A 13,241-nucleotide genomic window follows, 5' to 3' on the forward strand; every position below is an offset into this window, starting at 1 on the left:
ATAATAATTTGTTAGGGGAGAATATAATGTCAATTTTTGATTTTTTGAAAACCTTTTTTGACACATTTGGTAACTATATAACAGTGCCAATAATTATTTTTGTAATTTGCTTATGTTTTAAAACTCCTGTAAAAAAAGCTTTTGCCTCAGCAGTATTGATAGGTGTTGGGTTAAAAGGTATGGCTTTTATTACTAGTGCATTTGGAAGTGTTCTTTCGGTATTAGTTAAACAAATTATTGATTATACTGGATTAAGCCTTCCAGCTCTTGATATAGGTTGGCAAGCTGTAGCATCGGTTGCTTATTCAACTAATATAGGGATGATGTTTATCGGAGTAGGACTTATTTTTCAAATTGTATTATGGCTTATAAAATGGACTGATATATTTATGCCTTCAGATTTATGGAACAATTATTCAATTATAGTATGGGGCTCTATGATATATCAGCTTACAAATAATTTAATTTTAGCTTTTGCAGTAATGCTTTTTATAAACTTAGTGACACTATTAATTTCGGAAGTAGTACAGAAACGTTGGTCTATATATTACAGATACCCTGGTTGTGCTATGACAGCTCCACATCATATGGGAGATGCACCAATGTATCTTGCTCTTAATATAATTCTTAGCAAATTAGGTATGGATAAAATAAAAGTAGATCCTGATACAATTCGTAAAAAAATTGGATTCTTAGGAGAACCAATGTATATAGGCATAATAGTTGGTCTTATTCTTGGAGTAGTTGGAAACTTTACTAATCTTGCTTCAATGGAAGCTTGGGGACAAATTGCTAATGTAACAATAACTTGTTCAGCAGTAATGGCTATATTCCCTAAGATAGCTGGTATATTTGCATCTGGTTTCACTGCTTTAACAGACTATTCGAGGAAGACCCTTAAAAAAAGCAAGTATGGTAAAGATAGAGAGTTTATAATTTCCGTAAACGATGCCTTGGGATATGGTGAAGCTGCAACACTTACTACTGGATTATTAGTTATTCCTTTTGCAGTATTGATAGCTTTCTTAATACCAGGAAATTTAGTTATTCCTGTTATGGTTTTACCTTCACTACCATATATGGTAGAGGTTCCAGTTTGTTTATCAAACGGAAATATAATGAAGTCATGGGTGATGGGATGTATAGTATTTACAGCAAAGATTCTTATGGCCTCTTATTGGGCGGCTACATTTACTCAAGTTGCTGCTAATGCAGGGTTTGAATCTGCTATAACAGCTTTAGCTGGAGGAACATTAATAATAGGATTTATAATGTCAAATTGCACTGCAGGAGTTATTACAATGGCATTTTTAACAATGAATCCTTTAATAATTGGTGTTGTAATAGCAGTTTATCTTGTATTGTACATCTTATTTAAGAAAAATAAGGTTTCAGTTCATCAATATCTTGAAAACTTGGCTCTAGGTACCAATGATTCAGAACAAACAGTAATTAGCTAGCTATAAAATGTGTTTTATTAATGATACTGTTTGATTTTTTAATAAAGACAAACAGTATCTTATTTTTAAGTTGATATTACTATAGGTGATAATGAAAGGAGAGTATATATGAAAATATTAGTTATAGGGGATCGTATTGTAAGCTGTGAGCTTTTAGTAGAAGCTTCAAAGAGTCTATCTATTAGTGAAGAAGTTATAATAAAGGAAATACTTTGGAGTAGCGATAGCAGACAAGATTTTCAAAAGAAAGCATTAAACATCGAAAAAAATGGTCCTGAGGCAGAAGAAATTCCACAAGAGCTATATAAAGAAATAGAAGATGCAGATATAGTATTAACACACTTTTGCCCAATTCCTAAAGCATTAATTGATAAGAGCAACAAATTAAAACTTATAGGAACTTGTCGTGGTGGTATGGAGCATATAGATATTGAGGCTGCTACTAAAAGAAACATACCAGTTATTCATTGTATTCGTAATGCTGAGGCAACATCAGATTTTGCTGTGGGATTAATGTTTGCGGAGACAAGGAATATTTCTAGAGCTCATTTAGCTATAAAAAATGGTAATTGGAGAAAAGATTATGTTAATAATAACTACACTACATCAATGAGAGATATGACTGTAGGTATTGTAGGATTGGGGCATATAGGTAGGTTAGTAGCTGAAAAATGTATAGGTATAGGAATGAAGGTTGTAGCTTATGATCCTTTTGTCACTCAAGAGAAGGTAGATGACATAGGACTTAATGTTAGTATGATATCTTGTGAAGAGCTATTTAAAAATTCAGATATTATTTCATTGCATCTAAGATTAACCCCTACTACAAAAAACTTCGTAAATGAAGATTTAATAAAATTGATGAAACCAACAGCTTATTTAATAAATACATCTAGAGCAGGTGTATTAGATAAAGATTCACTAGTAAAGGCACTAGAGAATAAGACAATTGGTGGTGCCGCTTTAGATGTTTTCTGGGAGGAGCCATTATCACTAGATGATCCTATGTTACAGCTTGATAATATAACGTTAACTCCTCACAATGCAGGGAATGTTGTAGATGCTTTACCAAAATCACCATTGTTATTAGCCAAAACTATAAATGCCTTTTGGGAAACAGGTAAAAGCGATATGGTAGTTAATTTAAATAAATTAAATAAACAGTTATAGAAAGGAAGTAGTTATTATGTTAATGGAAAAAGAGAGAAATGAAGTTGTTGAATATGGAAAATTAATGAGTTCATCTGGTCTTAGTAAAGGAACAAGCGGAAATATAAGTGTATATAATCCTGAAAATGGATATATGGCTATAAGTCCATCTGGTGTAGGCTATTTTGAAACTAAGCCTGAGGATGTTGTAATTATGGATTTGGAAGGAAACATAATTGATGGGGATAAGAAGCCATCTAGTGAGCATGATCTTCATAGCATATTTTATAAAGAAAAACCTGAATCAAGAGCTGTTGTTCATACTCATTCTACTTATTGTACAACCTTTGCATGTCTAAATCAGCCGATAAAAGCAGTTCACTATGTAATTGGAGGTGCAGGTTCATCTACTGTTCCTTGCGCTGAATATGCTACATTTGGTTCACCAGAGCTTGCCCGTAACGTAATTGATAGTTGCGGAAGTGGGAAGGCAGTACTTTTGGCAAATCATGGGCTTGTAACTTGTGGACCAAGTCTTAAAAAGGCCTTTGGTTTAGCAGTAAACATGGAGTTTGTAGCTGAAATGCAGTGGCGTGGAATGTCTGTTGGAAACCCTGTTGTTTTAGACGACAAGGAAATGGACCATGTTATGGAATGTTTCAAATCATATGGACAACCAGCAAAAAAAGTTGAAGAAAATAAAGAAGGAAATTGTTATTAAAAAGAGAGGGCGATATGTTAAGAGCTGTTTTATATAAAGAAGAGGATTTACGTATAGAGGAGTGTTCTATACCAGAGATAGGATCAGGAGATGTATTAATACAAAATAAGATTTCAACTACTTGTGGAACTGATGTCAAAATATTTAAGAGAGGTTATCCTCTATTAAAGCCACCTCATCCCTTTGGTCATGAATTCTCAGGAGTGATTGCTGCTGTAGGAAAAGATGTAAAGGGCTTTAAAGAAGGTGATAGAGTTGCTGTTCATAATACAGCACCTTGTAATCAATGTTATTTTTGTAAAAAAGGACTTCCGTCTATGTGTGAAGATATGTTATTTAACAGAGGTTCCTATGCAGAATATGTAAGAGTTCCAGAAAGAATAGTTAAGCAAAATATGTTTCTTTTGAATAAGTCTATTTCTCATAAAACAGCTTCTCTAATGGAACCTTTTGCTTGTGCTGTCTATGGAATAGATAATTGCCCTATTCATAGTGGAGATGTTGTAGTCGTTAATGGAGCTGGCCCAATAGGACTTATGTTCGCAAGATTGGCAGTTATGTCTGGTGCAAAAGTAATAGTAACAGATATTATGGATAATAGACTTGATCTAGCTTTAAAACTAGGAGTCTGGAAGACTGTAAATGTTGAAGGACTAGAAGAGAGTGTGGAAGCTGTAAAAGCTTTAACTGAAAACAGGAGGGGTGCAGATGTAGTCATTGAGGCTACTGGAATTATAGGTGTGTGGGAAAATAGTATTAAGATGGTTCGAAAGGGTGGTTTTGTATTACTTTTTGGTGGAACTAAGTCCAATAGTATTCTTAATATAGATTCTACCCTTCTTCATTACTCTCAGATAACTATAAAAGGAGTTTTTCACACTACTCCTCTTCATGTTATGACAGCCTTGGAGCTTCTTAATATGGGAATTATATCTAGTGAAGATTTCATTCAAAATGAATATAAGATTGAAGATCTAGAGGTAGCTATTAGAGAACATGCATCAGGAAAAGTAATAAAGAATTGTATTGTATATCCATAGATAAAGGAGATGATAATATTGTATTCTATAAAATTTGGTTGCGAAAAAATGTTTTGTGGTGAAAATGCAATTAAAGGATTACGGAATTTAGAATCACAGAGAAAAAAGGCCTATATAGTTATGAGTGGTACTATATTAAAGGATATAGGCTACTTAAAAATTGTTACAGATGTTTTAGAAGAAGCAGATTTTAAGTGGAAGATATACACTGATGTTGAAGCAGAACCAAGCTTTCAAAGCATTCTTCGTGGAGCTAATGATATGAAAGAGTTTGAGCCAGACTGGATTATTGGATTTGGAGGCGGTTCTGCTATGGATGCAGCAAAAGCAATGTGGGTATTTTATGAAAACCCAGAATATACGGAAATTGAAGATGTTATGCCTCCAAATGAAATAAAAAATCTTAGAGTAAAGGCTAAGATAGCATGCATACCTACATCAGCAGGAACTGGAAGTGAAGCAACAAGGGCTGCATTGATAAAAGATCCTATAAAGAAAAAAAAGTACTCTATACGTTGTATGAATGGAAGAATGGTTCCAGATGTTGCTATTCTTGATCCAATATTTACTGTATCAATGCCTAAAAGTCTTACAGCAGCATCAGGAATGGATGCTATAACGCATGCAATAGAGTCTTATGTTACTCCATTAGCTAATCCTTATTCTGATGCTATGGCACTAGCTTCTTTTATAAACGGATATAAAAATTTAGCAGAGTGTTATGAAAATGGAAGTAATATGGAGGCCAGAGGAAAGATGTTAGCTGCATCTTGCATGGGTGGAATTGCTTTTTCTAATTGTGCCTTGGGTCTTGTTCATAGTATAGCGCACACATTTGGGGCAGAGTATAATATACCTCATGGCTTAGCTAATGCTGTAGTTTTACCTTATGTCCTAGAGTTTAATTCTAGGAATAATGATACCAAGAAGAGATATGATGAGTTAGCATATTATGTAGGAACTAAATCTCTACTTGAGGGAATTTTAGAGCTAAGAAAAAGAATAGATATACCTGATAGTATGAAGGAGATAATTTCTAATGAGAGAGAGATTTTAGATAAACTAGAATTGTTAATTGACAAAGCTTTTTCCGATGTTTGCACACCATTTACGCCTGTAAAGCCTACTAGGGAAGAGATGAAGGAACTAATATTAAAGGTTTATTATGGGAAATAATATAGAATGTTAAAATGAGATAAGGGTGTTGCAAAATGATATTTTTAAATTATTTTGTTAACCCTTATTTTTTGGTATCTTTTAATATGTCTAAATAATAAAAACAACTAAATTTATTAGTTATAAGGAATAAAAGTATATCTTAATACAAATATTAATTTAGTGGAATAATTAAATTGGAGTTGATACAAATGATGGAAAAAGCTATGTTTACACAAACTGAATTATTAAATATATGTAGAGCTCAAGAGTATATTAATAATATGAAGAGAAATGGATATAATGTTGAGATTAGTGAGCTTGTAGATAAGGAAATAAGTAATAACATTGACAGGTTAAGCACTAGAGATAGAGAAGTTCTATTTAGTGAGATAGACAAAATAGTTAATGAAATTAAAGATTATAGCTTTGTTAATCCAGAAGCATATAAAGATTATGTTCAGGACATAACTTCTGTTAAAAATGATATACAAGCGAGCTACATTAATGATATGCAGGAATTAGTAAAGCAGCATCTAAGTGATTATGTAGGTTCATAATTATATAAAACAATATAATATAAAAATAGGATGTACTTAGTTAGGTATAGTATTTAAACTATAAGGTAACTTAGTACATCCTTTATTGTTTTTAATTTAATATTCTTCTTGCTCCAAAGAAGGTCCATATTGGTGATATATTAACTACACTACCAGTTCTAGGTGCGTGAATAATTTGTCCATCTCCTACATAGATACCAACATGTCCAGAGTTAGTAAATACTAGATCACCTGCCTGTAAATCAGCTCTAGCTACAGATGTTCCTTCTTTAATTTGAGTATAGGTTGTCCTAGATAAATTTATACCTAATTGACCGTATACATATTTTGTGAATCCAGAACAATCAAAAGATGAAGGTCCAGTAGCACCATAAACATAAGGTTTTCCTAAATGTTTTTTTGCTTCATTAACTATATCTTGTCCACTAACAGTAGCTGCATTTGCTTTAACTATAGCGATTGAGGTAGATGATACTATGAATATTAGAAACAGCATTAAAAACTTTTTAATAAATTTCATATTAATTCCCCCTCTTATAATATATTTATAAAGCATTATACTAACGTTTTCAATGAAGAATATATACAAGATAAGGAATAATCTTCTTATAGATAAAGAATTAACCTAAGATATTAGGGGGAGGAGAGATAGGTAATAAAGTTTAAATAAATTTTTTATATTGTAAAGATTAATACATTGATATAAGGATGTATTATGGTATAGAATTAAGTTATTGTGTTAATTTTAGAGGAGATGATATATTGAACTTTATTGAAAGAAATTTGACAAGTAACTCATTTAAAAAAGCATTGGCATTAGTTTTATTAATAGCTGCACTATTTTTGTTAAAAGATTTTATGTCATTGATACTTCTTACTCTAATCGAGGTGATACTGATACTGGATCTTTCAAAGACCTTGTATAAAAAAGCTAGGTTTAAAAGGATATTTACCAAAAGAATAGTTGATATAATATCATATTTTTTAGTAGTATTAGGTCTAATTGGTTTTTTAGTAGTTTTTATTCCTAATATAGCTAATCAAGTAAACTTATTAATAAATGGAATTAAAAATTATGATTTTAGTGAGTTTATATCAAAATTTGATAAGTATAATTTAGATATAAAAGAAGACACTTTGATGAAGGGATTATCCAGTATTAATGTACTTACTATGAAAGCTGTGGGATACATTAAAAATACAGGCTTTAATATAGGACTTTCAATATTATTATCTTTTATGTACATATTAGAACAACATAAACTTAAAGCATTTTTCCAAAGATTTGAGACTGGAAAAGGAAATTTTCTTTATACATATTATAAATCTTTAGCTAAAATTTTTATGAAATCATTTGTTGTTGTTATAGAAATGCAACTAGTAATTTCTTTAATAAATGCTATAATCTCAAGCATAATATTAACTCTACTTGGCTTTGAAAATGTCTTTATACTTGGACCAATGATGTTTATATTAGGACTCATGCCTGTAGTAGGAGTAATAGTTTCCTTTATTCCTTTAAGTATATGTGCATTACAGATTGGAGGAATATCTAAGCTGATATCTGTTGTGGTAATGATTATAGTACTACATGCTTTTGAGAGTTATGTTTTAAATCCAAAGATAATGTCTTCGGCTATACATTTACCTATATTCATAACATTCACTGTTCTTATATTATCAGAGCACTTTTTAGGGGCATGGGGTATGATAATAGGAATACCACTCTTTGTATTTATTTTGGAACTTGTAAATGGGGAAAGAGAAGAAATAGCATAAATGATATAAACTACTTAAAGTTGTACAATTTTACGACTTTAAGTAGTTTATTTTTTTATCAAAATTAGTGTAGCATCTTTTCAATTATTCAACTTTAATTTAAAGTTTAAATGTATTGTATAAAACTATAAAAATATATATAATTATGTCATAATATACATAATTTTCTGAAAAATATTTATGGGGGTGCTAAGAATGAAAATATCAAAAGAAAGTATTATAAGTGTTATCAAAAATACAGACAAGCTGCCAACAATTAAAGCAGAAATATCTGATTTAATAATAATGATAAACAAAGAAGAGGACATAAATATTACTGAACTTTCACTGAAAATAAATGAATGCGGAAATTTAAGAGAAGCTTTGCTTGTAAATATTAATTCTGGATATTTTAAGCTTCAAAGAAAAATTGAATCAATTAAAGATGCAGTTGTTTATTTAGGGATGAGAGCAGTAGAAAAATTAATAGTAGCATATTTAATAAAATCTCTTTTACCTACTAATTTAGGTAATTCTAAAGAGTTAAATAGTGAAATGTATTGGAAACATTGCTTGGGTACATCAATAGCTGCAAATTTAATAGCTGAAAAGCTTGGAATTGAAGATAAATATAGATATTTTGCCTATGGGCTAATTCATGATATTGGGTACACTGCATTAGATGTGTGTTTCCCTGAGATAGTTGATGAGGTATATGAGATTCAGAAAAAAGGAGTAAGCCAGGTTGTTGCTGAAAGAATGATAATGGGAGGATGTACTCATAGCGATATAGGGGAAGTGCTCTGTGAGAAATGGAATCTTCATGAGGATATAAAAACAGTAGTTAAACATCATCATACTCCTTTAGGAGCTGATAATTATAAATTAGAAGTAATGATATTAAGTGTTGCTGACGCTATAAGTACACTATATTATGAGAAACTAGTAAAAGTAAGTACTAACTTTTCATTAAGCCATAAAATAATTGATGAATTAGGATTAGATATGGAGTTTATAGAAGAGATTAGTAAAGTGCTCCCTAATAAAGTTGAAATGGTTAATAAACAATTAAACTTTGCAATTCTAAGTCTTTAAGTTATTGATAATAATTATCAATAAGAAGATTTTAAACATAAATACATAAAGTAATGGTTTAAATCAGTTTTAAACACATTTTATTAGGTTATATGAGATGTGATATTTTAAATCAGTAGTGATAAAATTAATATATAGAAAAGAGATAGTACATATTATTAACTGGTATAAAGAGAGGGATTAAGAATGAAAAAGATAGTATTATTAAGACATGGAGAAAGTGTTTGGAATAGAGAAAATAGATTTACTGGATGGTCTGATGTTGACTTATCAGATAAAGGTGTACAAGAAGCAATAAAAGCTGGACAAGTGCTTAAACAAGAAGGATATACATTTGATGTAGCTTTTTCTTCAGTATTAAAAAGATCAATAAAGACTTTGTGGTATGCATTAGATGAGTTAGATCTTTTATGGATTCCAGTTCAAAGATCATGGAGATTAAATGAAAGACATTATGGAGCTCTTCAAGGACTTAATAAAGCAGAAACAGCTAAAAAGTATGGGGACGAGCAGGTTCATAAGTGGAGAAGAGATTCAGCTGTCTACCCACCAGCATTAGATAAAAATGATGAAAGATATGCTGGACTAGAAAGTAAGTACAAGGATCTTAAAGAAGATGAAATACCATTAACAGAAAACTTAAATGATACAATAGATAGAGTAATACCATATTGGAATGATGTTATAGCTCCAACTATTAGATTAAACAAAAAAGTTATAATAGCAGCTCATGGAAATAGTTTAAGGGCTTTAGTTAAATACCTAGATAACTTATCTAATGAAGAAGTTACAAACTTAAACATTCCAACAGGAACTCCGCTAGTTTATGAACTAGATGATGATTTAAAACCAATTAGACATTATTACCTAGGAAATATTGAAGAGATTGAAAAATCAAAACTTGAAGTTGAGAATCAAGGCAAAGCACAATAATATATTAAGTCAGTAGAAGTAAATTATTATTTCTACTGGCTTTTTCCATTTATTATGAAAACAAATTCTGACTACGGTACATATATTAATAAAGAACGATACTTGCCCATGAAGTTACAAAGGAGGAAATATTAATGAGAATTGCCGTAAGAAGAGGATATCAAAGAACTGGAGAAGATTTAGGTGCCATAGGACTTTTAAGAGAGGTTGATATTGCAGAAGATTATCATATAGAACTAATGAAGCAGTTAAGAGCTTTAGGACATGAGGTTTTAGATGTAACTCCGCCAGAAGCTCATAGAAGCTTAGCTGATAGTATTGATTATGGGGTAGAAAAAGCTAATGCTTGGGGGGCAGATTTATATATCTCTTGCCAAACCAATAATTTCTATCATAGATTTAATGGAGCATTAGGATCAGAGGTTCTTTATTATAAGTGGAGCAATAAAGGGAAAATATATGCAGAGAATATTGAAAAACATTTGGTTAAAATTGGATTCAGGTCAAGAGGGGCTAAAGGTGATGCTAAATATTTAATAGAATTAGCTAAAACAGAAATGCCTGCAATTATTATCAAAGCATTTTTTGTAGAAGCCTCAGAAGATGTAGCTCTTTGGAGAAGTGTTGGAGCTAAAGGTGTAGCAGAAGCTATAGCTAAGGGATTAAAATAAATATAATACAGGTAGCAAATTTTGCTACCTGTATTTTTAGTACATAGAATCTAGATATGTTTTAAAGGTTTGAGTTTGTCCGTATTTTTCCTTAAAGATTTTTATGGACTCAGGTTTTATGTTATCTTCGTATGCATTAACTAAAAAATCTGCCTCAACCAATATTTGCAAATCAATACCATCTATCTTGTTATAACTATGATGATTTCCTATTAAATAACTAATCCTCTTAAGAATATCATCATCTAAATTTAAATCCCTAAGTAACTCTTGAGCAACAGGAGGCCCTTCTATTTCTTGATAGTTTCCAGCAGAACTACTATATTTTCTTTCGCTTTCTTTAATGCCTATATCATGTAAAATTGAAGAGATATCAAGTATTAACTGAGTTTTATCATCTAATCCTTCCATCTCTCCAATAGTTTTACTAAAAGTATAAACTTTTAGCGCATGATTTATCCTTCTAACATCTTTCTCAAAGTAAGCTATCATCTTTTGAACAACAATACTAGTTATATTTTTCATTCATATTACCTCACTTTCAAATTATTACTATTTTATCATTAACATATATTGGCTTCAAGCTATAAAGATAGTATTATACACATTTTTAGTACTTCCGAAGGAAAGGATATATAAGAAAATTTATGCATTATTATAAGATTAGAGGAGGAATTTTTAAATTTTGAAAAATTTATATTGTTTGAGTCATATTCATTTGATAGAATATATGTAGGTAATTAATAACCCGGCGGGACTAAAAAGTTCCCGTGTGAAGAATAGCCCTTTCGAGTAACCTTTAATTATAGGCTATAAATTCGTTTGTTAGGGAGGAGTAAAAAAAATGATGTATTCAAAAGAAGTTGAAGAAATGTGTGTAGTTGCCAAAGGCCCAAATCATGGCGCAGCACCAATTCCTGTAGAAGGAAGATGGGTACAAGCTAAAGAAGTAACAGATATATCGGCATTAACTCACGGAGTAGGCTGGTGTGCACCACAACAAGGAGCTTGTAAATTAACATTAAACGTTAAGGATGGAATTATTCAAGAAGCTTTAGTTGAAACAATAGGATGTTCAGGTATGACTCACTCAGCTGCAATGGCATCTGAAATATTACCAGGAAAAACTATATTAGAAGCATTAAACACAGACTTAGTTTGTGATGCTATTAATACAGCTATGAGAGAACTATTCCTTCAAATCGTATACGGAAGATCACAAAGCGCTTTCTCAGAAGGTGGACTTCCTATAGGAGCAGGTCTTGAAGATTTAGGAAAAGGATTAAGAAGCCAAGTTGGTACAATGTATGGTACTTTAGCAAAAGGACCAAGATACTTAGAAATGGCTGAAGGATACGTAACTAACGTTGCTTTAGATGCAGATGATCAAATCATAGGATACAAGTTTGTTAACTTAGGAAAAATGATGGAATCTATCGCTAAAGGAGCAGATGCTCAAGAAGCTTTAGAAAAAGCAACAGGTCAATATGGTAGATTCGATGAAGCTGCTAAAGTAATAGACCCAAGACATGCATAATAAAGTGGTTGAAGGAGGATTTTAAAATGGCATTATTTGAAAGTTATGAAAGAAGAATAGGACAAATAACTCCAGTTCTTGAAAAGTACGGTATTGCATCTCTAGAAGAAGCAAGAAAGATTTGTCAAGATCTTGGATTTGACCCATATACAATAGCAAAAGAAACTCAACCAATAGCATTTGAAAATGCTGGCTGGGCATATGTTTTAGGAGCAGCAATCGCTGTTAAAAAAGGAACTAAAAAAGCTGCTGACGCTTCTACTTGTATAGGAGAAGGTCTTCAAGCATTCTGTATCCCTGGTTCAGTTGCAGATGATAGAAAAGTTGGTTTAGGACATGGTAACTTAGGAGCTATGCTTTTAAGTGAAGAAACTAAATGTTTCGCTTTCCTAGCTGGTCATGAATCATTCGCAGCAGCAGAAGGTGCTATAAAAATAGCTGAAAAAGCTAACAAAGTTAGAAAAGAGCCATTAAGAGTTATATTAAACGGTCTTGGAAAAGATGCAGCTCAAATAATCTCAAGAATTAATGGATTTACTTATGTTCAAACTAAGTTTGACTATTACACTGGAGAATTAGCAATAGTTAACGAAATTGCTTACTCAAACGGACCAAGAGCTAAAGTTAGATGCTTTGGTGCAGATGATGTAAGAGAAGGTGTTGCTATAATGCACAATGAGGGAGTTGACGTATCTATAACTGGTAACTCAACTAACCCAACAAGATTCCAACATCCAGTTGCAGGAACATATAAGAAAGAAATGATAGATTTAGGAAAGAAATACTTCTCAGTTGCATCAGGTGGTGGTACTGGAAGAACTCTTCACCCAGATAACATGGCAGCAGGTCCAGCTTCTTATGGTATGACTGATACTATGGGAAGAATGCACTCAGATGCTCAATTTGCAGGATCTTCATCAGTTCCAGCTCACGTTGAAATGATGGGTCTTATAGGAATGGGTAACAATCCAATGGTAGGAGCTACTGTTGCAGTTGCTGTTGCTATAGAAGAAGCTTTAAACAAATAATTTAAGCTTTCTTTAATCGTAAATAAATCTAGAAATTGGCCCTGTGCTTAGGAATTGACCTAGGTATGGGGCTTTTTTAATTTATGAAATTATAGAAATAAAAGGAGATAATAACTGTGATTAACTCATCATTA

The 13,241-nt window shown here is 31.7% G+C and carries 14 protein-coding genes; 12 read left to right on the top strand and 2 right to left on the bottom strand.

Features of this window, described 5'->3' with window-relative positions; genetic code table 11:
* The first annotated feature begins 26 nt into the window (after positions 1-26).
* The 6 genes from P8F83_RS02360 (at position 27) to P8F83_RS02385 (ending at position 6,085) form a co-directional block, all read left to right on the top strand.
* Positions 27-1,460 (top strand): PTS galactitol transporter subunit IIC, encoded by a 1,434-nt coding sequence (locus P8F83_RS02360; RefSeq protein WP_326513277.1) that lies wholly within the window; start codon positions 27-29, stop codon positions 1,458-1,460.
* A gap of 108 nt (positions 1,461-1,568) precedes the next feature.
* On the top strand, positions 1,569-2,630 hold the full coding sequence (locus tag P8F83_RS02365) for a 2-hydroxyacid dehydrogenase (RefSeq protein ID WP_326513278.1): 1,062 nt from the start codon (positions 1,569-1,571) through the stop codon (positions 2,628-2,630).
* Positions 2,631-2,646: 16 nt separating this feature from the next.
* The gene (locus P8F83_RS02370; protein WP_326513279.1) at positions 2,647-3,330 is read left to right on the top strand and encodes an L-fuculose-phosphate aldolase; all 684 of its coding nucleotides are present in this window, start codon (positions 2,647-2,649) and stop codon (positions 3,328-3,330) included.
* Between the two features lie 14 nt (positions 3,331-3,344).
* Positions 3,345-4,370 carry an alcohol dehydrogenase catalytic domain-containing protein gene (locus P8F83_RS02375; RefSeq protein ID WP_326513280.1) on the top strand — a complete coding sequence of 342 codons (1,026 nt, stop codon included), beginning with the start codon at positions 3,345-3,347 and terminating at the stop codon, positions 4,368-4,370.
* A gap of 18 nt (positions 4,371-4,388) precedes the next feature.
* Entirely contained in the window at positions 4,389-5,546 is a 1,158-nt protein-coding gene (locus P8F83_RS02380) for an iron-containing alcohol dehydrogenase (RefSeq protein ID WP_337250869.1), read from the top strand.
* 191 nt (positions 5,547-5,737) lie between these two features.
* Positions 5,738-6,085: a hypothetical protein gene (locus P8F83_RS02385; protein WP_326513282.1), complete on the top strand. Its 348-nt coding sequence runs from the start codon at positions 5,738-5,740 to the stop codon at positions 6,083-6,085.
* 91 nt (positions 6,086-6,176) lie between these two features.
* On the opposite strand, the gene P8F83_RS02390 is transcribed toward P8F83_RS02385, so the two are convergent.
* On the bottom strand, positions 6,177-6,605 hold the full coding sequence (locus tag P8F83_RS02390) for a C40 family peptidase (RefSeq protein WP_390888108.1): 429 nt from the start codon (positions 6,603-6,605) through the stop codon (positions 6,177-6,179).
* Positions 6,606-6,847: 242 nt separating this feature from the next.
* Between P8F83_RS02390 and P8F83_RS02395 the strand changes: the two genes are divergently transcribed.
* The 4 genes from P8F83_RS02395 (at position 6,848) to P8F83_RS02410 (ending at position 10,542) form a co-directional block, all read left to right on the top strand.
* Positions 6,848-7,864, top strand: a complete 1,017-nt coding sequence (locus tag P8F83_RS02395; protein WP_073017536.1) for an AI-2E family transporter — start codon at positions 6,848-6,850, stop codon at positions 7,862-7,864.
* A gap of 195 nt (positions 7,865-8,059) precedes the next feature.
* Positions 8,060-8,938, top strand: a complete 879-nt coding sequence (locus tag P8F83_RS02400) for an HDOD domain-containing protein (RefSeq protein WP_326513283.1) — start codon at positions 8,060-8,062, stop codon at positions 8,936-8,938.
* 186 nt (positions 8,939-9,124) lie between these two features.
* Entirely contained in the window at positions 9,125-9,871 is a 747-nt protein-coding gene (gpmA, locus tag P8F83_RS02405; RefSeq protein ID WP_326513284.1) for a 2,3-diphosphoglycerate-dependent phosphoglycerate mutase, read from the top strand.
* A gap of 134 nt (positions 9,872-10,005) precedes the next feature.
* Positions 10,006-10,542, top strand: a complete 537-nt coding sequence (locus P8F83_RS02410; RefSeq protein ID WP_326513285.1) for an N-acetylmuramoyl-L-alanine amidase — start codon at positions 10,006-10,008, stop codon at positions 10,540-10,542.
* Between the two features lie 36 nt (positions 10,543-10,578).
* Here the strand turns inward: P8F83_RS02410 and P8F83_RS02415 are convergent, their stop codons facing one another.
* A complete protein-coding gene (locus P8F83_RS02415) occupies positions 10,579-11,067 on the bottom strand; it encodes an HD domain-containing protein (RefSeq protein WP_326513286.1) in 489 nt (162 codons plus the stop codon).
* A 319-nt stretch (positions 11,068-11,386) separates the two neighbouring features.
* Between P8F83_RS02415 and P8F83_RS02420 the strand changes: the two genes are divergently transcribed.
* A complete protein-coding gene (locus P8F83_RS02420) occupies positions 11,387-12,079 on the top strand; it encodes an iron-sulfur cluster assembly scaffold protein (RefSeq protein ID WP_021802716.1) in 693 nt (230 codons plus the stop codon).
* Between the two features lie 26 nt (positions 12,080-12,105).
* On the top strand, positions 12,106-13,107 hold the full coding sequence (locus P8F83_RS02425; RefSeq protein WP_073017525.1) for a GGGtGRT protein: 1,002 nt from the start codon (positions 12,106-12,108) through the stop codon (positions 13,105-13,107).
* The last annotated feature ends 134 nt before the right edge of the window (positions 13,108-13,241 follow it).

This window comes from Clostridium intestinale (genome assembly GCF_035905475.1).
GTDB lineage: Bacteria > Bacillota > Clostridia > Clostridiales > Clostridiaceae > Clostridium_T > Clostridium_T intestinale.